Origin of the sequence: Streptomyces sp. TG1A-8, from assembly GCF_030499535.1 — a bacterium.
Classification (GTDB): Bacteria; Actinomycetota; Actinomycetes; order Streptomycetales; family Streptomycetaceae; genus Streptomyces.
In genome coordinates, this window is the sequence record NZ_JASTLB010000001.1 from 2,004,029 (window position 1) to 2,026,282 (window position 22,254).

Annotated in this window: 17 protein-coding genes and 4 pseudogenes; 13 read left to right on the top strand and 8 right to left on the bottom strand. The window is 73.4% G+C overall.

From position 1 onward, the window contains the following. Nucleotides 1-21: 21 nt before the first annotated feature. Together QQY24_RS08240 and QQY24_RS08245 are read right to left on the bottom strand one after the other, a co-directional pair. A complete protein-coding gene (locus QQY24_RS08240; protein WP_301972024.1) occupies nt 22-1,446 on the bottom strand; it encodes a HAMP domain-containing sensor histidine kinase in 1,425 nt (474 codons plus the stop codon). 9 nt (nt 1,447-1,455) lie between these two features. Beyond that, the gene (locus QQY24_RS08245) at nt 1,456-2,142 is read right to left on the bottom strand and encodes a response regulator transcription factor (RefSeq protein WP_301972025.1); all 687 of its coding nucleotides are present in this window, start codon (nt 2,140-2,142) and stop codon (nt 1,456-1,458) included. 267 nt (nt 2,143-2,409) lie between these two features. Here QQY24_RS08245 and QQY24_RS08250 point away from each other — a divergent pair, with 267 nt between their 5' ends. From QQY24_RS08250 to QQY24_RS08280, 8 genes are all read left to right on the top strand, one after another. Continuing rightward, on the top strand, nt 2,410-3,186 hold the full coding sequence (locus QQY24_RS08250) for an amino acid ABC transporter ATP-binding protein (RefSeq protein WP_301972026.1): 777 nt from the start codon (nt 2,410-2,412) through the stop codon (nt 3,184-3,186). Nucleotides 3,187-3,276: 90 nt separating this feature from the next. Further along, nucleotides 3,277-4,110, top strand: coding sequence for a glutamate ABC transporter substrate-binding protein (locus QQY24_RS08255; RefSeq protein WP_301972027.1), 834 nt, complete (start codon nt 3,277-3,279; stop codon nt 4,108-4,110). A gap of 75 nt (nt 4,111-4,185) precedes the next feature. Beyond that, a complete protein-coding gene (locus QQY24_RS08260) occupies nt 4,186-4,851 on the top strand; it encodes an amino acid ABC transporter permease (protein ID WP_301972028.1) in 666 nt (221 codons plus the stop codon). Then, nucleotides 4,848-5,747, top strand: a complete 900-nt coding sequence (locus tag QQY24_RS08265) for an amino acid ABC transporter permease (protein ID WP_301972029.1) — start codon at nt 4,848-4,850, stop codon at nt 5,745-5,747. Before QQY24_RS08260 ends, QQY24_RS08265 begins: the two co-directional genes overlap by 4 nt. Nucleotides 5,748-5,923: 176 nt before the next feature. Continuing rightward, on the top strand, nt 5,924-7,540 hold the full coding sequence (locus tag QQY24_RS08270) for an FAD-dependent monooxygenase (RefSeq protein WP_301976175.1): 1,617 nt from the start codon (nt 5,924-5,926) through the stop codon (nt 7,538-7,540). A 71-nt stretch (nt 7,541-7,611) separates the two neighbouring features. Then, on the top strand, nt 7,612-7,698 hold the full coding sequence (locus QQY24_RS34720) for a putative leader peptide (protein WP_313960178.1): 87 nt from the start codon (nt 7,612-7,614) through the stop codon (nt 7,696-7,698). 67 nt (nt 7,699-7,765) lie between these two features. Continuing rightward, nucleotides 7,766-8,311 (top strand): cysteine dioxygenase, encoded by a 546-nt coding sequence (locus tag QQY24_RS08275; protein WP_301972030.1) that lies wholly within the window; start codon nt 7,766-7,768, stop codon nt 8,309-8,311. Next, a complete protein-coding gene (locus tag QQY24_RS08280; RefSeq protein ID WP_301972031.1) occupies nt 8,308-8,718 on the top strand; it encodes a rhodanese-like domain-containing protein in 411 nt (136 codons plus the stop codon). The genes QQY24_RS08275 and QQY24_RS08280 overlap by 4 nt, the downstream gene beginning before the upstream one ends. A 429-nt stretch (nt 8,719-9,147) precedes the next feature. Here QQY24_RS08280 and recX read toward each other — a convergent pair whose 3' ends face one another. Beyond that, nucleotides 9,148-10,002: a recombination regulator RecX gene (gene recX, locus QQY24_RS08285; protein WP_301972032.1), complete on the bottom strand. Its 855-nt coding sequence runs from the start codon at nt 10,000-10,002 to the stop codon at nt 9,148-9,150. Nucleotides 10,003-10,004: 2 nt separating this feature from the next. After that, nucleotides 10,005-11,135 carry a recombinase RecA gene (gene recA, locus QQY24_RS08290; RefSeq protein ID WP_301972033.1) on the bottom strand — a complete coding sequence of 377 codons (1,131 nt, stop codon included), beginning with the start codon at nt 11,133-11,135 and terminating at the stop codon, nt 10,005-10,007. 412 nt (nt 11,136-11,547) lie between these two features. Here recA and QQY24_RS08295 point away from each other — a divergent pair, with 412 nt between their 5' ends. The 3 genes and pseudogenes from QQY24_RS08295 to QQY24_RS08305 all read left to right on the top strand — a co-directional run bounded on the left by QQY24_RS08295 (nt 11,548) and on the right by QQY24_RS08305 (nt 14,122). Continuing rightward, nucleotides 11,548-11,826: a polyprenyl synthetase gene (locus QQY24_RS08295; protein WP_301972034.1), complete on the top strand. Its 279-nt coding sequence runs from the start codon at nt 11,548-11,550 to the stop codon at nt 11,824-11,826. After that, on the top strand, nt 11,816-12,871 hold the full coding sequence (locus QQY24_RS08300; RefSeq protein ID WP_301972035.1) for a polyprenyl synthetase family protein: 1,056 nt from the start codon (nt 11,816-11,818) through the stop codon (nt 12,869-12,871). Before QQY24_RS08295 ends, QQY24_RS08300 begins: the two co-directional genes overlap by 11 nt. 88 nt (nt 12,872-12,959) lie before the next feature. Continuing rightward, nucleotides 12,960-14,122: pseudogene (locus QQY24_RS08305) on the top strand (oxygenase MpaB family protein). A gap of 65 nt (nt 14,123-14,187) precedes the next feature. On the opposite strand, the gene QQY24_RS08310 reads toward QQY24_RS08305, so the two are convergent. After that, nucleotides 14,188-15,435, bottom strand: a complete 1,248-nt coding sequence (locus QQY24_RS08310; protein WP_301972036.1) for an AI-2E family transporter — start codon at nt 15,433-15,435, stop codon at nt 14,188-14,190. A gap of 59 nt (nt 15,436-15,494) precedes the next feature. Beyond that, nucleotides 15,495-15,689, bottom strand: coding sequence for a DUF3046 domain-containing protein (locus tag QQY24_RS08315; RefSeq protein ID WP_301972037.1), 195 nt, complete (start codon nt 15,687-15,689; stop codon nt 15,495-15,497). An 80-nt stretch (nt 15,690-15,769) separates the two neighbouring features. Here QQY24_RS08315 and QQY24_RS08320 point away from each other — a divergent pair. Continuing rightward, nucleotides 15,770-16,153 (top strand): annotated as a pseudogene (locus QQY24_RS08320) (hypothetical protein); the annotation flags it as partial. On the opposite strand, the pseudogene QQY24_RS08325 reads toward QQY24_RS08320, so the two are convergent. Both QQY24_RS08325 and QQY24_RS08330 read right to left on the bottom strand, forming a co-directional pair. After that, nucleotides 16,127-16,562 (bottom strand): annotated as a pseudogene (locus QQY24_RS08325) (AzlC family ABC transporter permease); the annotation flags it as partial. The pseudogenes QQY24_RS08320 and QQY24_RS08325 overlap by 27 nt on opposite strands. Then, nucleotides 16,499-17,014, bottom strand: a pseudogene (locus QQY24_RS08330) (helix-turn-helix domain-containing protein); the annotation flags it as partial. The pseudogenes QQY24_RS08330 and QQY24_RS08325, both read right to left, overlap by 64 nt. Nucleotides 17,015-17,237: 223 nt before the next feature. Here QQY24_RS08330 and QQY24_RS08335 point away from each other — a divergent pair. Next, a complete protein-coding gene (locus tag QQY24_RS08335) occupies nt 17,238-22,202 on the top strand; it encodes an ATP-dependent helicase (RefSeq protein ID WP_301972038.1) in 4,965 nt (1,654 codons plus the stop codon). The last annotated feature ends 52 nt before the right edge of the window (nt 22,203-22,254 follow it).

The following is a 22,254-nucleotide window of genomic DNA, read 5'->3' on the forward strand; positions in this document are numbered from 1 at the left end:
CCGGCGGCGCCGTCGGCGGGCTCAGTCCGGTGCCGGACCCCGGCCCGTCTCCGCGTGCCGCGGCACCGTCACCGTCACCCGCAGCCCCTGCGGTTCGTGGTGGGCGTAGCAGATCGAGCCACCGCCCGCCGCGAGCAGCGCGCGGGTGATGGACAGGCCCAGCCCCGAGCCCTTCACGTTCTGGTGGCGGTTGCTGCGCCAGAACCGGTCGCCCACGCGCGCGAGTTCCTCCTCCGTCAGTCCCGGGCCGGTGTCGGTGACCACGACCGTGCAGCTGTCGCCGTCGGAGGCGACGGCGACCTCGACCGTGCCGCCCTCGGGGGTGAACTTCACGGCGTTGTCGATCACCGCGTCCAGCGCGCTCGACAGGGTGATGGGGTCGGCCCAGGCGGTGGTGGGCGGGCAGTCGCCGGCCAGCGTGACGCCCTGCGCGGCGGCGGCCGGTGACCAGGCGGCCACCCGCTCCCCGGTGAGCGCGCCGACGTCGGTGAGCCTCAGGTCGGCCTCGGCGTGCTCGGCCAGCGCCAGGTCGAGCAGGTCGTCCAGCACCTGCGCGAGGCGCTTGCCCTCGGTGCGCACCGAGGCGATCTCCTCACTGTCCTCGGGCAGTTCGAGGGCAAGCAGCTCGATGCGCAGCAGCAGCGCCGAGAGCGGGTTGCGCAACTGGTGCGAGGCGTCGGCGACGAAGGCGCGCTGCTGCTCCAGCACGTCCTCCACGTTGTCCGCCATCTCGTTGAACGACCGGGCCAGCCGCCTGAGTTCCGGCGGTCCGCCGGCCGCGGCGACCCGGGACTTCAGCCGGCCGGTCGCTATGTCGTGGGTGGTGGCGTCCAGGACGCGTACCGGCTTCAGGACCCAGCCGGTCAGCCGCAGCGCGGCGCCGACGGCGAGCAGCATCGCCGCCGCCTCGCCGGCCCCGATGAGCAGCCAGCCGCGCAGCGTGCGCGACCGCATCTGCCCGGTGGGCGACTCGGTGACCACGACCGCCACGACGTCACCGTCCCGGATCACCGGCGAGGCGACGACCAGCCGGCTGCGCCGCCAGGGCCACACCTGCTCCGGGTCGTGGCTGCGGCGGCTCAGCAGCGACTCGTCGAACGCCTCGCGCACCTCCCCGGTGCGCGGTACGAACCAGTCGACCGGCGCGTTGGCCATCGCCGATCCGTTGCGGTAGAAGACGCCCGCGCGAATGCCGTAGACGCCGTAGTAGCTGTCCAGTTCGCGGCGCAGGGTCTGCCTGCGCTCGTCCGTGGCGGCGGGCCGGGACCCGCCGGGCGCGTCGGTGACGAACTGCGCGAGCGCCGCGAAGCGCGCCGTGTCGTCGATCCGGTCGACGACGACCCTCTGCTGCTGGGCGGCCGCCACACTGACGGCCAGCGGCAGGCCCAGCGCCAGCAGGACGGCCGCCAGCAGGACGATCAGGAGCGGGAGGAGCCGTGTGCGCACCCGGCCCCGCTAACCGGCCGGGGCGACGAGCCGGTAGCCGACGCCGCGTACGGTCTCGATCAGCGCGGGCATGCGCAGCTTGGCGCGCAGGGAGGCGACGTGCACCTCCAGGGTGCGCCCGGTCCCCTCCCAGCTGGTGCGCCACACCTCGCTGATGATCTGTTCCCGCCGGAAGACGACCCCGGGCCGCTGGGCGAGCAGGGCGAGCAGGTCGAACTCCTTGCGGGTCAGCTGGACGGCCGCACCGTCCACGCTGACCTGCCGGGTGGGCAGCTCGATCCGCACCGGGCCGAGGTTCAGGGCGCTCCCGCCGCCGCTCGCGGCGTCCTCGTGCGCGGTGCGCCGGCTGACCGCGTGGATCCGGGCGAGCAGTTCCCCGGTGTCGTACGGCTTGACCACGTAGTCGTCGGCGCCCAGGTTGAGCCCGTGGATGCGGGAGCGGACGTCGGAGCGGGCGGTGACCATGATCACCGGGGTGCTGGTGCGCTTGCGGATCTTGCCGCACACCTCGTAGCCGTCCTGGTCGGGCAGGCCCAGGTCGAGCAGGACCACATCGAATCCGGCGCCCTCGGGGACGAGCGCCCGGAGGGCTTCCTCGCCGCTGCGGGCGTGGGTGACGTCGAAGCCGTGGCGCGCGAGGACGGCGGACAGGGCCGCGGCGACGTGGTTGTCGTCCTCGACGAGCAACAGCCTCATCCCGGCCCCCTTCGGTTCAGCGGTCGTACGGTCGTCGTTCCCGTCCTGCTGGCAGCAGTCACGCCGATGGGTCAGGACGGCGTCAAGGGGGTTCCGGTTGCCCGGCGCTTCCGTTACCCGGCCGATACGCGCGCCGGGAGCACGCGCTACGACCCGTGTCCGGCCGCTACCGGATCGTGATGCTCAGATTCACCTCAGATGTGATGACGCTGGTCACCGGGCCTCACTACTGTCCACCCAAACCGAGGAGGACGGAGCGCGAGAGCGATGACCGAAGTATCGGTGGCCAAGGAAGACGTGGCCGCATCCGGCGATCTGGTCGTCCTGAGGAGCGTCAACAAGCACTTCGGCGCGTTGCACGTGCTCCAGGACATCGACCTGACGATCACCCGCGGCGAGGTCGTGGTCGTCATCGGGCCCTCCGGGTCCGGGAAGTCGACCCTGTGCCGCACCATCAACCGCCTGGAGACCATCGACTCCGGCGCCATCACGATCGACGGCAGGCCCCTGCCCCAGGAGGGCAAGGAGCTGGCCCGGCTGCGCGCCGACGTCGGGATGGTCTTCCAGTCCTTCAACCTCTTCGCGCACAAGACCGTGCTCGAGAACGTCGTGCTGGGCCAGGTCAAGGTCCGCAGGACCGACAGGAAGCAGGCCGAGGAGAAGGCCCGCGCCCTGCTGGACCGCGTCGGCGTGGGCACCCAGGCCGACAAGTACCCCGCGCAGCTCTCCGGTGGCCAGCAGCAGCGCGTCGCGATCGCCCGGGCGCTGGCGATGGGCCCGAAGGTCATGCTCTTCGACGAGCCGACCTCCGCCCTCGACCCCGAGATGATCAACGAGGTCCTCGAGGTCATGCAGCAGCTCGCGCGCGAGGGCATGACGATGATCGTCGTCACCCACGAGATGGGCTTCGCACGATCGGCCGCCAACCGGGTGGTCTTCATGGCGGACGGCCGCATCGTCGAAGAGGCCGCGCCCGACCAGTTCTTCAGCAATCCGCGCAGCGACCGGGCCAAGGACTTCCTCTCGAAGATCCTTCACCACTGACGGCACGGCGCCCGCCGCCCCGCACGACCGGGGACCGCCCGTCCCGTCGCGCACGGACCGCTGCTCCCCACCACGAAAAGGATGTTCACCATGAAGCTCCGCAAGGTCACCGCCGCCTCGGCCGCCGTCCTCGCCCTCGCCGCGACCGCCACCGCCTGCGGCGGCGACAAGGACGGCGGCGGCTCCGCCGGTGGGGGCGAGAAGATCTCCATCGGCATCAAGTTCGACCAGCCCGGCATCGGCCAGAAGACCCCGCAGGGCTACTCGGGCTTCGACGTCGACGTGGCCACCTACGTCGCCAAGAAGCTCGGTTACGGCGCCGACCGGATCGAGTGGAAGGAGTCGAAGAGCGCCGACCGCGAGACCATGCTGCAGCGCGGCGACGTCGACTTCATCACCGCCTCCTACTCGATCACGCCGGAACGCGAGGACAAGGTCGACTTCGCCGGCCCGTACCTGCTGGCCCACCAGGACGTGCTGATCCGCGCCGACGACACGAGCATCAAGTCGCCGTCGGACCTGAACAAGAAGAAGCTGTGCTCGGTCACCAGCTCGACCTCGGCGCAGAACGTGCACGACAAGCTGGCCCCCAAGGCGCAGCTCCAGGAGTACCCCACGTACTCGGCGTGCCTGACCGGCGTGCAGAACAAGGCGATCGACGCGCTGACCACCGACGACTCGATCCTCGCCGGTTACGCCTCCCAGGCCCAGTTCAAGGGCAAGTTCAAGCTCGGCGGCCTGAAGATGACCAACGAGAACTACGGCATCGGCGTCAAGAAGGGCAGCGACCTCAAGGCGAAGATCAACAAGGCCCTGGAGGCGATGGTCTCCGACGGTTCCTGGCAGAAGGCCGTGGACAAGAACTTCGGCCCGGCCGGCTACAGGAACGAGCCCGCTCCGAAGATCGGCGACGTCAAGAGCTGAAGCAGCGCCCTTCGGGTGCGCCGCTGGTGAGGACGGCGCACCCGGGCATCCCTACACGCGGAAGCGCGGGAGATCGTGTTCGACTTTCTTGAGGGTTACGACGTACTGGGCGCCTTCTGGACGACGGTTCAGCTCGCGCTGCTGTCCGCCGTGGGCTCCCTGGTCTGGGGGACCGCGCTGGCCGCCATGCGGGTGGGCCCGGTGCCGCTGATGCGCGGTTTCGGCACCGCCTACGTGAACATCGTGCGGAACATCCCGCTGACGGTGATCATCCTGTTCACCTCGCTCGGCCTGAACCAGACCCTGGGCATCGGTCTCGGTTCGGACGACTTCAAGACGGTCAACTTCCGGCTGGCCGTGCTCGGCCTGACCGTCTACACCTCGGCCTTCGTGTGCGAGGCGATCCGTTCCGGCATCAACACGGTGCCGGTCGGCCAGGCGGAGGCGGCCCGGGCCATCGGCCTGAGCTTCACGCAGGTGCTGAACCTGGTCGTGCTGCCGCAGGCCTTCCGCGCCGCCGTCGGGCCCTTGACCAACGTGCTGATCGCGTTGACGAAGAACACGACGGTGGCGGCGGCGATCGGCGTGGCGGAGGCGGCGTACGTGATGAAGGAGATGGTGGAGAACGAGGCGCAGCTGCTGCTGATCTCCGCGGTCGTCGCCTTCGGGTTCTGCTGCCTGACGCTGCCGACCGGTCTGATCCTCGGCTGGGTGGGCAAGAAGGTGGCGGTGAAGCGATGAGTGCGGTCCTGTACGACGCCCAGGGGCCCCGGGCCAAGCGGCGCAACGTCCTGTACACGGTGGTCTTCCTGGTCGCTCTCGCGGCCCTGGTCTGGTGGGTGTACCAGGCCCTCGACGACAAGGACCAGCTCGCCTGGGAGAAGTGGAAGCCCTTCTTCAGCGGTACCGAGGCGTACTCGACGTACATCTGGCCCGGCCTGCGGAACACACTGGAGGCCGCCGCGGCGGCCATGGTCATCGCGCTGCCGCTGGGCGCGGTCCTCGGCATCGCCCGCCTTTCCGACCACGCGTGGGTACGCGTGCCGGCCTCGGTCCTGGTGGAGTTCTTCCGCGCCATCCCGGTGCTGGTCCTGATGATCTTCGGGCTCGCCCTGTACGCCGAGTACACCGGCGTGGGCTCCGACGACCGCCCGCTGTACGCGGTCGTCACCGGCCTGGTGCTGTACAACGCCTCGGTGCTCGCCGAGATCGCCCGCGCGGGCATCCTCTCCCTGCCGAAGGGCCAGTCCGAGGCGGCCATGGCGATCGGCCTGCGCAAGGGGCAGGTGATGCGGCTCATCCTGCTGCCGCAGGCGGTGACCGCGATGCTTCCGGCGATCGTCAGCCAGCTCGTCGTGATCGTGAAGGACACCGCGCTCGGCGGCGCGGTCCTCACCTTCTCCGAACTGCTCGCCTCGGCCAACACGATGAGCGGCTACTACGGCGCCAACACCATCGCCTCCTTCACGGTCGTGGCCGCGATCTACGTCGCCATCAACTTCTCGCTGACATCGTTCGCGAGCTGGCTGGAGAGGCGGCTGCGGCGGCGCAGGAAGTCGACCGGCGCGGTCGTCCCGCCCTCGGCGGTGACGGACATCGCGGGTACGGCGGCGACCGGGGCGGGCAGCGGAGTCTGACCCCCGTTCATGTCGTATGAGTGATCCTGGGGCGGTGGCATGATCGCCACCGCCCCAGGTCACTTGACGCATACTCTGCCAATGGGTTGCATACGTTGTGTGATCGTGCACCCCGCTTCACCTTGCTGTTCGCCCACGGCCGTCGGGACACCGCCGCGAGCAGGGGGCGCCGCGCCATGGACCCGGTGATCGTCGTGGGAGCGGGGCCCGTCGGGCTCACGCTCGCCCTGGCGCTGGCCCGCCAGGAGGTGCCGACCGTCCTCCTCGACGAGGGCTCCGGCCAGGACGAACCGCGCCCGGCGCGCACCGTCGTCCTGCGCGAGGACACCGCCGCCCTGATGGAGCGGCTGACCGGGGTGGCACTCGGTGACCACGGTCTGCGATGGGCCGGATGGCGGTCCGTGCGGCGCAGGCAGGTGATGGACGAGGTCGTCTTCGACGGCAGCGGTCCCGCGCCGCTGCACATCGCCCAGCACGTCCTGGCGGCCGCCCTGCGCGCGGCCGTCGCCGGCCACCCGCTCGTCGAGGTCGCCCGGGACGGCCGGCTCGACTCGGTCGAGCAGGACCGGTCCGGCGTCTCCGCGCACACCCGCGGGCCGAAGGGCATCTGGTGGCGGGGCAGTTATCTGGTCGGCTGCGACGGCCCCCGCTCCACCGTCCGCAAGCTGCAGGACATCCGCTTCCCGGGGCGCACGACGGTGGAGCGGCACGCGGTCGCCACACTGCGCGTGGAACTCCCCTGGGAGGGACGGGCGTTGCTCCACCGGATGCCGCCGTGGCGGCAGTCCGGACCCTCGGCCCGGGAGGTGACCGCCCGCCCCCTCCCGGACGGTGCCTGGCGCCTGGACTGGCTGCTGCCGCCGGGCAACGACCTGATCACGCCCGAGATCCTGGTGACCCGGATCCGCGAGACCCTCGCGGGCTGGACGGACGGCTCCACACCGGCGTACGACCTCCTCGACACCGGTGTCCACACCGTGCACCACCGGCTCGCCCGCCGCTGGCGGGCCGGCCGGGTCTTCCTCGCCGGGGACGCGGCCCACCTGCTCGGCGCGCTCGGCACCCACGGACTCGACGAGGGCCTGCGGGACGCCGACAACCTGGCCTGGAAGCTGGGCGCGGCCTGGCACCACGGCCCGCACGAGGCGCTGCTGGACAGCTACCAGACCGAGCGGCGCACGGTGATCGCCGCCCGGCTGCGCGCCGCCGACCAGGCGCTGCCGGTGCTGCGCGGCGGAGGCGGACTGCGCCAGATCGTCCCGGGCACGACCCGCGGTCACGACGCGCTCCTGGCCGACGGTCACCTGGGGCGCGGACCGCTGGGCGCGCCGGGCACGTACGCCGGCTCGCCGCTCTCGCCCGGGCCCCTGGAGGGGGAGATCCCGGTCGACACCCCGATCGGCGCCCCGGTCACCGACATACGGGTCACGGCGGAGGACGGTTCCTTCGTCCGGCTGCGCGACCGGCTCGGCCGGGGTGCGCTGCTGGTCGTCCTCATCGCGCCGGGCACGGGAGTGTGGGAGCGCAAGCACTGGATGTCCGCCGGGGTCATGCCCCGGCTCGCCGCCGCCGTCACCGCGCTGCCGCACCCGGCCGAGCTGCTGGTGGCGGAGGAGTATCCGGGCGCGCCGGCGCACAGCGTGCTGCTGGTGCGTCCCGACGGGCACCTGGTCACCGCGTTCGGCGGGGTGCGCCCGGCCGACCTGTACGCGGCGGCGGAGGCGACGCTGGGCGGTGCCGGCGCCGTGCGGGCGGAGGAGGCGGAGGCCGGTTCCGGAGCGCGCCGACCGTGAGCCCGTTCACCGTCCGTCCACATGATGACGACGGGTTGACCGGGATTCGCCGCCGTGCTGTACTCCCGATCATGACCGACACCTGCGTGCGCCTGTGGCGGAGGGTCCATATGGACCTCGTCCGCTACGCGGGCTGCGTGTGTCGTCCGTCCTGCTGACTTCGCGTCCCTCTTCTTCCCGGGCGCCCCCGCGCCCGTTCGGCGAACGTTCCTCAGGACGGTGCACGTGTCTGTCTCCCCCTCTGTCTCCCCCGCCGCCTTCGGTGGTGCCGCCGACGCGGCCCCCACCCAGGCGGACCTCCTCGACTTCGTGCGGCGCACGGCCGCCGACACCGAGCTGATCGCCTCCCTCCCGCTCGACCCGGAGGGCCGCACCTGGGTGCGGCTCGAAGGCCCCGGCGGCAGTGAGGCCTGGCTGATCGGCTGGCCGCCCGGCACCGGAACCGGCTGGCACGACCACGCCGACTCGGTCGGCGCCTTCCTCACCGCCGCGGGCGAGCTGAAGGAGAACGCGCTGGCCGTCCGGCTGCCCGGCGACGGCTGGAGGACCCTCGAACTCGCCGAGGGCGTCGACCGCGAGCGCCGGCTGCCCTCCGGACGGGGCCGGGCCTTCGGCCACCACCACGTGCACGAGGTGCTCAACGAGTCGCCCGACCGACACGCGATCTCCGTCCACGCCTACTACCCGCCGCTGCCGCTGATGCGTCGCTACAGTCGCACCGGCCAGGTGCTGCGCCTGGAGCAGGTCGAGCGCCCGGAGGACTGGCAGTGAGCGGCACGGTGGAGCGGCCCGTCGGCATCGACACGCTGCTGGAACGAGTACGCGAGGGCTACCGGCGCATCGGGGCGCGCGAGGCCCACGAGGCCGCGCGGGCGGGTGAGGCCCTGCTGGTCGACATCCGGTACGCGGCCCTGCGCGAGCGGGACGGGCTGATCCCCGGCGCCCTGGTCATCGAGCGCAACGAACTGGAGTGGCGCCTGGACCCGCAGGGCAGCCACCGGATCCCCGAGGCCACCGGCCACGACCTGCGCATCGTGGTCGTCTGCAACGAGGGCTACGCCTCCAGCCTGGCGGTGGCGTCCCTCCACCAACTGGGCCTGTACCGCGCCACCGACCTGACCGGCGGCTTTCAGGCGTGGCGCTCGGAGGGCCTGCCGGTGGAGCGGACCGGGGGCTGAGCGGACCGGGGGCGGGTGCGGCCGGCGTCCGCCTGCCCGGCCGTCCGGCCGGGCGGTACGCCGGAGCCGGTTGGAGGCCGCCTCTGTGCCGGGGCGGATCCGTGCCCCGGCGATCCCGGCGAGGCTGTGCCGGGCGGCGGTCGTCACGGACCGCTGCGGGCAAGGTGCACAACGCGGCGGAGCCGCTGTCGGCGGAGCGCTTCTCAGCGCCCGCTACCGGTGCCGGCGGTGTTCGGCCGGGCGACGGCCCCCAGGCACGGTCCGGTGGCGGGGAGGGCGGCGGCCCGGGCTCTTCGGGTTACGCGAGTACTGCGACGTGAAGGGTTTCCGTCCCGGGGCCCGGGAACCGGCCGACACCGCAGCCGGGAGAAACCTCACGGACCCTTCCGGGCGCGCACCAGGAGGGCGCCCCGACGGCCCGGCCCCTCGTCAGAAGCCCCCGTCCTCCAGGAACTCCGTGTCCTCGCCCTCTTCCTCCAGGGCCCGGCGGACCACGCGGAGGGCCATGCCCTCGGGGTAGCCCTTGCGGGCGAGCATGCCGGCGAGGCGGCGCAGCCGTTTGTCGCGGTCGAGGCCACGGGTGGTCCGCAGCTTGCGGTCGACCAGTTCCCGCGCGGTCGCCTCCTCCTGCTCGGAGTCGAGCCGGGCGACGGCCTCGTCGATCAGCGCCGCGTCGACGCCCTTGGTGCGCAGCTCCCGGGCGAGTGCGCGGCGGGCGAGTCCCCGGCCGTGGTGCCGGGACTCCACCCAGGCGTCCGCGAAGGCACCGTCGTCGATCAGCCCGACCTCCTCGAACCGCGACAGCACCTCCTCGGCCGCGTCCTCGGGGATCTCCCGCTCGCGCAGGGCGTCCGCGAGCTGTTTGCGGGTGCGCGGGGTCCCGGTGAGCAGGCGCAGGCAGATGGCCCTCGCCCGCTCAGCCGGGTCCCCTGAAGACTCCCCCCGCTCGGCCCTCGACGAGGAAGGGGTGCCTTCGTCCTCACCGGACGGTTCTCCGAAGCCGCCCCGACGGCGGCCACGGCCGCGCGCCCGGCCGCCGCGCGGTCCGCCGGCACTCCGGGAGCCTCGACCGGAAGCGCCTCCCCCGTGGGGCTCGCCACCCGGGTGCGCGCCGCCGCCCTCGTGTCCGGCACGCCCGCTGGGCTCGCCGTGTCCGTCGTAGCCCTCTTCCCCGGACCCGTCGCCACCGGCCGTGACGGAGCCGCCGTCGTCCCCGGTGCCCCTCCCCCCTGGAGCACCGTGGGTGGCGTACTCGTGTCCGACCCAGTCGGTTCGTCGTGTCACGGTCAGCTCTTGGCTGCGGCGGCCTTGGGCTTGGTGACCTTGGCGGCGACCGGGGCGGACGCCGCCTTGGCGGCGTCGTCGGCGGCCGAAGCGGTCACCGCCGCGTCCGCGCCCGGCTCGGCGACGGGCTCCTCCGGCCGGACGCCCACGCCCAGCTTCTCCTTGATCTTCCTCTCGATCTCGTTGGCCAGGTCGGGGTTGTCCTTGAGGAAGTTGCGCGCGTTCTCCTTGCCCTGGCCGAGCTGGTCGCCCTCGTACGTGTACCAGGCGCCGGCCTTGCGGACGAAGCCGTGCTCCACGCCCATGTCGATCAGACCGCCCTCGCGGCTGATGCCCTGGCCGTAGAGGATGTCGAACTCCGCCTGCTTGAAGGGCGGGGCGACCTTGTTCTTGACGACCTTGCAGCGGGTGCGGTTGCCGACCGCCTCCGTGCCGTCCTTCAGGGTCTCGATGCGGCGGATGTCGATGCGCACCGAAGCGTAGAACTTCAGCGCGCGGCCACCGGTCGTGGTCTCCGGGGAGCCGAACATCACGCCGATCTTCTCGCGGAGCTGGTTGATGAAGATGGCGGTGGTCTTCGACTGGTTGAGCGCGCTGGTGATCTTCCGCAGGGCCTGGCTCATCAGACGGGCCTGCAGACCGACGTGGCTGTCGCCCATCTCGCCCTCGATCTCCGCACGCGGGACGAGCGCGGCGACGGAGTCGATGACGATGAGGTCGAGGGCGCCGGAGCGGACCAGCATGTCCACGATCTCCAGGGCCTGCTCGCCGTTGTCGGGCTGGGAGAGGATCAGGTTGTCGATGTCGACGCCGAGCTTGCGCGCGTACTCGGGGTCGAGGGCGTGCTCCGCGTCCACGAAGGCGACCTGGCCGCCGGCCTTCTGGGCGTTGGCCACGGCGTGCAGGGTCAGGGTCGTCTTGCCGGACGATTCCGGGCCGTAGATCTCCACGACACGGCCGCGCGGCAGGCCGCCGACGCCGAGGGCGACGTCGAGGGCGGTCGATCCGGTCGGGATGACCTCGATGGGCTCCCTCGACCGCTCGCCCATGCGCATGACCGCGCCCTTGCCGAATTGCCGTTCAATCTGTGCGAGCGCGGCGTCGAGCGCCTTCTCGCGGTCGGTTCCTGCCATGGGTTCCACCCGGTTTGCTTGAGTCGATCGCTTCACGTCAAAGACGCTAACGCCTGCCACTGACAATGCGCCCCGACGTCGGCCCGGCCTGTGGACAACTGGGGACACGTCCTATCGAACCGTGCCCAAACACCCGTCCGGAGCCTCGCCCGAACCCTCATAAGAATAGATGTTCGATTTTAATGTCAAGCGCGCCACGCGGTCACCGGACACCCTCCCGCGCCAGGGATGCCCGTGTGCGCCGGCGGCGCCACCCGCCCGCCGGCGCCGTCGAACGAGTACGCAAAAATTCGCACACTCGAGTGGCCCATTCACCCGATCGTGAGTTCCCGTCCTCCCGCACCCGCCGCACCGCGATGCTCGGGGCACGGCTGGTGACCACCGCCGTCCGGACGTGCCGGAGGGAGAGGCGATGACACGGGGAGCGGAACACCGCGGAGGCACGGAGGAGCAGGTGGTGCTCCTCCTGGCGGGGACGGCCGATCTGGCCGTGGGCGTGCTGGGCTCGGCCGTGGCGGCGGTTCGGGGGCTGCTGCGCCGCTCGGACACCGTGGAGCTGGCGGCCCAGGCCCAGCAGGACCTGGTGGCGCGCGGCCGGCTGGCGCTGGACCGGTACGCGGCCGTCCCCCCGGCCCACCTGGAGGTCCTCGCCCGGCACACCCTGGCGCGGCGGACCGCCGATGACGCGTGAGCGGTGGGAGCCGGCCGCCTTCAGGACCCGGGTCGACCGGGTCCTGCACCGGTTCGTCACCGAGGAGGCCGAGCGGTTCGCCGCGGTCGACCCGGTGCTGGGACCGGTGGCCGCGGAACTGGAGGCGGCGGTCGCGGACGGCAAGCGCCTGCGGGCGGCGTTCTGCTACTGGGGCTGGCGGGCGGCCGGCCAGCCCGACAGCGAGGCGCTGCTGCGGGCGGCGGCCTCCATGGAGCTGGTGCACGCCGCCGCCGTCGTCCACGACGACCTCATCGACGACAGTCCCCTGCGGCACGGCCGGCCCACCGCCCACCGGGCCCTGCGCGGCGCCGTGCCCGGGCACCCGCGGACCGGTGCCGCCGCGAGATCGCTGGCGATGCTGGTCGGGGACCTGCTGATGGCACTGGCCGGAGAGCTGTTCGCCACCAGCGGGCTGCCCGCCGCCTACCTCGCCCGGGCCCGTCCGCTGTGGTCGGTGCTGGCCCGGGAGCTGATCGCGGGCGAATGCCTGGAGATCCTGCACACCGGAGCCGCCCCCGACACCGTGGCGTCGCTGAAGGTGATCCGGTACAAGACCGCCAAGTACACCGTCGAGCAGCCTCTGCTGATCGGCGGCACCCTGGCCGGAGCCGGCCGGCGGCTGCGCGAGGGGTACTCCGCCTACGGGCTGCCGCTGGGTGAGGCCTTCCAGTTGCGGGACGACCTGCTCGGCGTGTTCGGGGACCCGGAGCGCACCGGCAAGTCCGACGGCGACGACATACGCGGTCACCGGCCCACCGCCCTGCTGGCGGAGGCCTGGCGCATCTCGGACGAGGCCGGGCGGGAGCGGCTGGGCGCCCTGCTGGGCCGCGGCGACCTGGACCGGGACGGCCTGGACGACGTGCGCCGGGTGATGTCCCGGCTCGGGGCGCCCGGCCGCGTCGAGAACATGATCACCGCACGGGTCGAGGAGTCGCTCGACGCCCTCCACGAACTGGCCCTGCCCGTGGCCGCCGCCGACGCCCTGACCGCGCTGGCCCGTGCGGCGGCGGTCCGCCCGTCCTGACCTCACGGGGCGTACGCGCGCGTGCGCCCCGGCCATCCGCCCCGACCCGACGGCCGCGCACGGCCCGTGCCGGACAAGGAGCCCCGCCATGACCCGCAGTGAGGCATCGATGGACGCCCTGCGACAGGCCGGCGACGAACTCGCCGACGCCACCGTCGCCACCCTGTTCGAACGCGGGGAGGTCGGCACGTTCAACAGCCTGATGCGCTACGTCTCCACCGCCGGCGCCCCCCTGCCGGACGGGCTGCCCGAGGTCGCCCGCGAGTACCTGGAGGCGACGGGCGTCCCGCCGGCCTGGGTCGACTGGGAGGAGATGGAGAAGGCGCGCCTGTTCTTCATCGACAACAACGTGCACATCTCCACCGCGCTCTCCTTCGCCGCCATGCCCGCCTGCTACGTCGTCCCGCACGTGGCGAAGCTGCTGTCGGCCACCCACTCGCTGCAGTACCCGTCCAAGCGGATGGCGGAGACCGGCCAGTTCACCGTCTACCTGATGCAGCCCGACGCCTTCGAGGCCGGCGGCCGGTTCGTCCCCGCCGCCCAGAAGGTCCGCCTGCTGCACGCCTCCATCCGCCACCACCTCGCGCGCGAGAACCTCTGGGACACCGCGGCGCTCGGGACGCCGATCTGCCAGGAGGACATGATCGGCGGGCAGATGTTCTTCTCCTTGCTCGTGCTCGACAGCCTGCACCGCCTCGGCGTCCACATGTCCACGGAGGGGGCGCAGGCCTATTACTACGCCTGGCGCGTGGTCGGTGCCCTGCTCGGCGTCGACCAGGACGCCGTCCCGGCGACGCTCGACGAGGCCCGCCGGTTCCTGGACCTGTACATGATCCGGCACATGGGCCCGTCCGAAGAGGGCGCGCACCTGACACGGCAGCTCATCGAGCTCTACGAGGAGGTCGTGCCCGGTACCTTCTTCGACCCGGTCGTCTCCGCCCTCGTCCGCCACCTCGTCGGCGACACCTGCGCGGACTGGCTCGGGGTGCCCCGCACCCGGTGGGACACCGTCGTCAGGGCCGTCCCGCACCTCCTCGGCCTCCTGGAGTCCGTCGAGGACCGCTCCCCGCTCGGCGCCTGGGCCCTGGACCGCCTCGGCCACCTCACGACCGTCCTCGAGCTGTCGTCCCTCACCCGCGGCCGGGTCATGCACTACGCCATCCCCGAGCAGCTCAGGAAGGACTACGGCGTCGACGGCGCGGTGCCCCCACCCGCCGCTGGACCCCGCCCGCCCCCACGGTCTCCCCCTGAGGGGCGCCACCGGAGGCCGCCCGCGGCCGGCGCCCGGCGCGGCGCCCGGACCCGGATCCCCCCTCCTAGAAGGTCTCCCCGGTGCCGGGCCGCCGGTGCCACAGCCGTCGTACCCGGACGAGCGCCCCGGGGCCGCCCGGCCCGCGGGAGCGGTGGCCGTGCACCCGGGGGTCGTCCGTGACGGCGTACCGCTTCACGTACGCGCCCAGGAACGCCTGCAGGGTGGCGACCGCCGGAATGGCGATGAGCGCGCCGACCGCGCCCAGCAGCGCGGTGCCCGCGATCACCGAGCCGAAGGCGACGGCAGGGTGGATGTCGACGCTCCTGGACGTCAGCTTGGGCTGCAGCACGTAGTTCTCGAACTGCTGGTAGACCACGACGAACGCCAGGACCCACACCGCGTACCAGGGGTTGGTGGTGAAGGCGAGCAGCATCGGCAGTGCACCCGCGAGATAGGTGCCGATGGTGGGGATGAACTGCGAGACGAGGCCCACCCAGACGCCGAGCACGGACGCGTACGGCACGTCCAGCACCTGCAGCAGGACGTAGTGGGCCAGCCCGGAGATCAGCGCCATGAGACCGCGCGAGTAGAGGTAGCCGCCCGTCTTGTCGACGGCGATCTCCCAGGCGCGCAGCACCTCGGCCTGGCGCGCGGGCGGCAGGACGGAGCACAGGGCGCGGCGCAGCCGGGGGCCGTCGGCGGCGAAGTAGAACGAGAACAGCGCGACCGTCAGCAGTTGGAACAGCCCGCCGAGCACCTGGGCGGACACGTCGAGGACTCCGGCCGCGCTGTTCTGCGCGTACTTGCGCAGCCAGTCGGAGTGCAGCAGGCCCTCCTGGATGTCCACCCGTCTGAGGTGCGAGTGGAAGGTGTGGTTGACCCAGCGGATGACCGAGTCCAGGTAGTCCGGGAACCCCTCGACCATCTTGATGACCTGCCCGGCGAGCATGGAGCTGAGCAGGGTGACGAAGCCCGCCGCGAGGACGGTGAGGCCGAGGAAGACGAGGAAGGTGGCGAGTCCGCGGCGCAGGCCGTGGGCGGCCATCCAGCTGACCGCGGGCTCGACGGCGAGGGCCAGGAAGAACGCGATCAGCACGTTGATCAGCAGTCCGGTCAGCTGGTGGAAGGCCCAACTGCCCAGCTGGAAGGTGGCGAAGAGCGCGAGCGCCAGCACCATGGCGCGCGGCAGCCAGCGCGGCATGCGGCCGTTGGGGACGGCGGCGCCGTCGGCCGGGGGCCGGACGGGCGGCGTCGTGTCCAACGGGAGCGCTGCGGGCCGGTCGGCCGTCGGGTTGTCGTCAGTGGCTGCCACGGGCCAAGTGTCGCCCACGCCGGTGACGGCCCGTCGCCCGCCCCGGACCTCGTGGCCGCTCAGCGCTTCTCCCCCGGCACGTTCATGACCGAGCAGACCACGCGCCACACGTCCTTGGCCTCCCAGCCGGCGTCCAGTGCCTCGTTCACCGTCCGTTCGCCCAGCTCCGACATGACGTGGTCGCGCGCGAAGGTGTCGGCGTACCCCGGACCGAAGTGTTCCGCCATCCGCTGCCAGAAGACCGTCAACCGCATGGCCCCAGTATCCCGCCCCCGGAGGTGCGGCCCGCCCGGGGCCGTCCGCCGGGGCCGCTCCGCGTCCTACGGACTGTCGCATGTCCGACACAGGAGCTTCCCCGCACCCCTCTTCCACCCCTTCAGGCCCTTCGCACCCCTCGCCACTTTCACCCCCTCCGGACCTTCCGCACCCTTCACACCCTTCGTCCCCGCCTTCCGCGTGCTCCCCGCTCGCGCGCGCCGGGCAGTTCGTCTGGCTCGCCGCGCGCGTGCTGGAGCAGCACCTCTTCGCGTACCACTTCCTGAACGGCTCCCCCGCTCCGGTGGAGACCGCGCTGGACGCCTACCGCAGCGAGGACGGCGGTTACGGGTACGCCCTGGAGCCGGACCTGCGGGGTCCCCTGAGCCAGCCCCTGCACACCGGGTACGCACTGCGGGTGCTGGACGCGATCGGGCGCTGCGGCGCCCAGCGCGCCGAGCAGTGTGGTCAGGTTCCACAGCAGGTAGAGACTCGGACCGGTGACGGTGAAACCGATCCGCGCGGCGCGCCGGGCGGGCTGGGCCAGTGTCACGGCCGTGGTCTCGTCGATCACCCATCACCCACTGGGCCGCGAACGGCCGCACCGCGCGCGCAAGGGCCGGCAACTGCGACAGACGCAGCCCGTAGAAGGCGTTGCGCACCCCGAGGAAGAAGGCGCCGGCCGCGGCCGTGAACGGGCCGCCCCCGGCGGCGAGCGCGCCGACCAGGGCGAGCTGGGAGGCCCCGGTGAACACCAGGAGGCTGAGCGCACAGGTCTGGAGCAGTCCGAGCCCGCTGCCGGCCGAGGTTACTCCGAAGGCGAACCCGGACAGGCCCACGGCGATCCCGACCCCCTGGGCGTCCCGCACCACGGCGTCGGGCCTGGCCGCGTCCCCGGTGGCCCGATCGGTACGTGTTGTCCGCTGTCTCGCGCCCCGCACGGTACGGACGGCCGCCGGCCGGGGTCTTGGACGTTCTTGCGCTCCCGCCGGTAGGCGCCCGGTGGGACACCGACGATCCGGGTGAAGTGCCGGTTGAGGTGGGACTGGCCGGTGAACCCGACGGTGACGGCGGCCTGCGCGGGTGCGGTACCCGCGTCCAGCAGGAGCCGCGCGCGGCGCACCCCGGCGTCGGTCAGCCAGGTGTGCGGGGGCACGCCGTAGGTGTCGCGGAAGGCCCGCAGCAGCGCGAAGGGGCCGGTGCCGAGGTCGGTGGCCAGGCGCTGCAGGGTCGGCGGCCCGGCCATCCGCCCCTCCAGGACGGCACGCGCGCGTGCGGCGGTCCGGGCTCCGGCCGTCCGCGGCCGGCGCTGGGGCAGCGGGCCGACGCCGGGCAGGGCAGTTCCTCGTACCGCCAGTGCCGCGCCCGCTCGCCTGAACCCGTCATGCCCCCATTGTCCGCCGGTCCCGCCGGTCCCGCCGGTCCCGCCGGTCCCGCCGGCACCCACCGTCGGCACCCACCGCCGCGGGCCGCCCGGCAACGGGCTCCGCGTCCGGCCGGCCGCCCGGGTCGGGCCGATTGTCAGTGGCCGGGTGCAGGATGGACGCATGGTCAGCTCCGCACACCGGGCCCTCGACGGCTTCTCACCCGCGACCCGCGGCTGGTTCACGGGGGCGTTCTCCGCGCCCACCGCGGCCCAGGCCGGCGCGTGGCGGGCCATCGGGGAGGGCTCGGACGTGCTGGTGGTCGCCCCGACCGGCTCGGGCAAGACCCTGGCGGCGTTCCTCGCCGCCCTGGACCAGCTGGCCTCCACGCTCCCTCCGGCCGACCTGAAGAAGCGCTGCCGGGTGCTGTACGTGTCCCCGCTCAAGGCCCTGGCGGTCGACGTCGAGCGGAATCTGCGCAGCCCCCTGACCGGCATCCGCCAGGAGTCCGTGCGCCGGGGCCTGCCCGAGCCCGAGGTCAGGGTGGGCATCCGCTCCGGTGACACCCCGGCCGCCGAGCGGCGCGCGCTGTCCACGCGCCCGCCGGACATCCTGATCACCACGCCCGAGTCGCTGTTCCTCATGCTGACCTCGGCCACGCGCGAGGCGCTGACCGGGGTGGAGACGGTGATCCTGGACGAGGTGCACGCGGTGGCGGGCACCAAGCGCGGCGCGCACCTCGCGCTGTCCCTGGAACGGCTGGACGAGCTGCTGCCCCGGCCGGCCCGCCGGATCGGCCTGTCGGCGACGGTGCGGCCGGTGGACGAAGTGGCCCGGTACCTCTCGCCGCGCCGCAAGGTGGAGATCGTCCAGCCCGACTCGGGCAAGGAGTTCGACCTGTCGGTGGTCGTCCCGGTCGAGGACATGGGCGAGCTGGGCGGCTCCCCGGCGGCCGACGGCGACGAGGGGGCGGAACGGCCGTCGATCTGGCCGCACGTCGAGGAGCGCATCGCCGACCTGGTGCAGGCCCACCGGTCCACGATCGTGTTCGCCAACTCGCGGCGCCTGGCCGAGCGGCTGTGCAACCGGCTCAACGAGATCGCCCACGAGCGGGCCACGGGCGAGCCCCTGCAGGAGCATCACGCCCCGGCCGAGCTGATGGGCGGATCGGGCGCGGCCCAGGGCGCGCCCCAGGTGATCGCCCGCGCGCACCACGGCTCGGTCTCCAAGGAGCAGCGCGCCCTGGTCGAGGAGGACCTGAAGGCGGGCCGCCTGCCCGCCGTGGTGGCCACGTCCAGCCTGGAGCTGGGCATCGACATGGGCGCCGTCGACCTCGTCGTGCAGGTCGAGTCCCCGCCGTCGGTGGCCTCCGGCCTGCAGCGCGTCGGCCGCGCGGGACACCAGGTGGGTGCCGTCTCCACCGGCGTGGTCTTCCCCAAGTACCGGGGCGACCTGGTGCAGGCGGCCGTGGTCACCGAGCGGATGCGCTCGGGCGCCATCGAGTCCCTCAGGGTGCCCTCGAACCCCCTGGACGTGCTCGCCCAGCAGCTCGTCGCCATGACGGCGCTGGACACCTGGCAGTTCGACGACCTGCTCGCCGTCGTCCGGCGGGCCGCGCCCTTCGCCTCGCTGCCCGAGTCGGCGTTCACGGCCACCCTCGACATGCTCGCGGGCCGCTACCCCTCGGACGCGTTCGCGGAGCTGCGCCCGCGCGTGGTCTGGGACCGCGTGGCCGGCACGATCACCGGCCGCCCCGGGGCCCAGCGCCTCGCCGTCACCTCCGGCGGCACGATCCCCGACCGGGGCCTGTTCGGCGTGTTCCTGGCCGGCTCCGACCCCAAGAAGGGCGGCGGCCGGGTCGGTGAGCTGGACGAGGAGATGGTGTACGAGTCCCGGGTGGGCGACGTCTTCACCCTGGGGACGAGTTCCTGGCGCATCGAGGACATCACGCGCGACCGCGTCCTGGTCTCCCCCGCGCCGGGTGTGCCGGGCAGGCTGCCGTTCTGGAAGGGCGACCAGCTGGGCCGCCCCCTGGAACTGGGGCGCGCGGTGGGCGCATTCCTGCGCGAGGTGGGCTCGCTGCCCAAGGAGGACGCCCGGCTGCGGCTGCTCGCCGCGGGCCTGGACGCCTGGGCGGTGGACAACGTGCTGTCCTACCTGGACGAGCAGCGGGAGGCCTGCGGGCACGTCCCGGACGACCGCACGATCGTGGTCGAGCGCTTCCGCGACGAGCTGGGTGACTGGCGGGTCGTCGTCCACTCCCCGTTCGGCGCCCAGGTCCACGCTCCCTGGGCGCTCGCCCTGGGCGCCCGCCTCTCCGAGCGGTACGGCATGGACGCGCAGGTCATGCACGCCGACGACGGCATCGTGCTGCGCCTGCCCGACGCCGACGTGATGGGCCTGGACCTGCTCGACCAGGAGCCCGTGGGGGCCGGCGCCGAGTACGACGGCGAGCGGGAACCGGTGGGCGCGGCGGACGTCGCCTTCGACAAGGGCGAGGTCGACCGGATCGTCACCGACCAGGTCGGCGGCTCCGCGCTGTTCGCCTCCCGGTTCCGCGAATGCGCCGCGCGCGCACTGCTGTTGCCGCGCCGCAGGCCCGGCACCCGCACCCCGTTGTGGCAGCAGCGCCAGCGGGCGGCCCAACTGCTCCAGGTGGCGAGCGAGTTCGGTTCGTTCCCGATCGTCCTGGAAGCGGTCCGCGAATGCCTGCAGGACGTCTTCGACGTCCCCGGGCTGGTCGAGCTGATGGGTGACATCGAGTCCCGCAGGGTCCGCCTGGTCGAGGTCACCACCCCCGGGCCGTCCCCCTTCGCCCGCTCCCTGCTGTTCGGGTACGTCGCCCAGTTCCTGTACGAGGGCGACTCCCCGCTCGCCGAGCGCCGTGCCGCCGCGCTCTCCCTGGACTCCCGGCTGCTGGCCGAGCTGCTGGGCCAGGCGGAGCTGCGCGAACTGCTCGACGCGGAGGCGCTCACCGAGCTGGAGCGCGAACTGCAGTGGCTGACCGAGGACCGCCGGATCAAGGACGTCGAGGGCGTGGCCGACGTACTGCGTCTGCTCGGCCCGCTGACGGACGCCGAACTGGCCGAGCGGGGCGCCGAGCCGCAGTGGGGCCAGGAGCTGGCAGCCGCCCGCCGGGCCATCCGGGTCCGGATCGGCGGTACCGACCACTGGGCGGCCGTCGAGGACGCGGGCCGCCTGCGCGACGCGCTCGGCACGGCGCTGCCGGTCGGAGTGCCCGAGGCCTTCACCGAACCCGTCAAGGATCCCCTCGGTGACCTCCTCGCGCGCCACGCCCGCACCCACGGCCCGTTCACGTCGGCCACCGCGGCGGCCCGGTTCGGCCTGGGCGTGGCGGTCACCGAGGGCGCCCTGCACCGGCTCGCCGCGAACGGCCGTGTCGTGCAGGGCGAGTTCCATCCGGCGGGCATCGGCCAGGAGTGGTGCGACACCGCCGTACTGCGCCGGTTGCGCCGCCGTTCCCTGGCGGCCCTGCGCCAGGAACTGGAGCCCGTGGCGCCGGCCGCCCTCGCCCAGTTCCTGCCGCAGTGGCAGCACATCGGCAGGGGCCACGGCCTGCGCGGCGTCGACGGACTGGTGCGCGCCGTCGAGCAGGTGCAGGGCGCGTCCGTGCCCGCCTCCGCGCTGGAGAGGCTGGTGCTGCCCTCGCGGGTGGCCGGCTACACGCCCGCGATGCTCGACGAACTCACCGCCGCGGGCGAGGTGGTGTGGGCCGGCGCGGGTGCCCTGCCCGGCAAGGACGGCTGGGTCTCCCTCTACCTGGCGGACGCCGCCCCACTGCTGCTGCCGCCGCCGCACCCGCTGGAGCTGACCGCGCTCCACCAGTCCGTGCTGGACGCCCTCTCCGGCGGCTACGGCCTGTTCTTCCGGCAGATCGCCGACCGGGTCCGTGCCGGCGCGCACCCGGAGGTCACCGAGTCCCGGCTCGCGGACGCCCTGTGGGACCTGGCCTGGTCGGGACGGCTCACCAACGACACGCTGACGCCGATGCGTTCCCTCCTGGGATCGGGCCGTACCGCCGGCTCGACGGCCCACCGCGCCAAGCGCACGGTGCCGCGCGGGCGCTACGGCTCCCCGACGGCCGCGTCCCGCACCGGTCCGCCGACCGTGGCCGGCCGCTGGTCGCTGCTGCCCGCGCCGGAACCGGACGCCACCGTGCGGGTCCACGCCCTGGCCAGCACCCTCCTGGACCGGCACGGCGTGGTCACCCGGGGGGCGGTCGCCGCGGAGGGCGTCGAGGGCGGCTTCTCGGCGGTGTACCGCGTCCTGTCCGTCTTCGAGGAGAGCGGCCGGGCGCGCCGCGGTTACGTGGTCGAGGGGCTGGGCGCCGCCCAGTTCGCGATGGACGGCGCGGTCGACCGCCTCCGCGCGGTGTCCAACGCCCGCGAGCGCGGCGAGGGCCTGCCCGCCCCTGGCCCGCGGAACGGCTTCGCGCTCCCCCGCGCCCCCGGTGACGAAAGCACCCCGCCCCCCACGGACGGCGGCCACGCCACGCCCGGCGCCTTCGACCGGACCGACGGCGCACTCGCCCACCCGGACCCCGACGGCGGCTTCACCCGGCCGCCGGAGAACTCCGCCGTCCCGCAGGACCACCTCTCCCCGCGCGCCCCCACCCCCACCGGCCCCTTCGCCGCCCCCGGTCACGGCGGCCCGCGGGGCGGCGGCTCCGCCTCCCCGTACGGCCCGGGGGCCGGCCGGGGCTTCGGCGACCGCCGCACCCCCTCCCCGGCCCCCGACCCGCGCGCGGTGGTGCTCGCCGCGGCGGACCCGGCCAACGCCTACGGCGCCGCCCTGCCCTGGCCCGAACCGCCGGCGGGTGCCGGGCACAAACCGGGCCGCAAGGCGGGCTCACTGGTCGTCCTGGTGGAGGGCGAGCTGACGCTCTACGTGGAGCGCGGCGGCAGGACGCTGCTGGCCTGGCCCGCGGACCCGGACGCCGCCCCGGCCGACGACCCACGCCTGCGCTTGGCCGCCGAGGCCCTCGCGACAGCCGCCCGAGCGGGCTCCCTCGGCACGCTCATGGTCGAGCGGATCAACGGCGCCCAGGCCCTGACCTCCCCGGCCGGCGCCCTCCTGGAAGGAGCGGGCTTCGTCGCCACCCCGCGCGGCCTGCGCCTGAGAGCCTGAGCGCGGGCCGCCGGCCGGGGCAGGGACCGCCGTGCGCCGGCCCGCGTGGCAC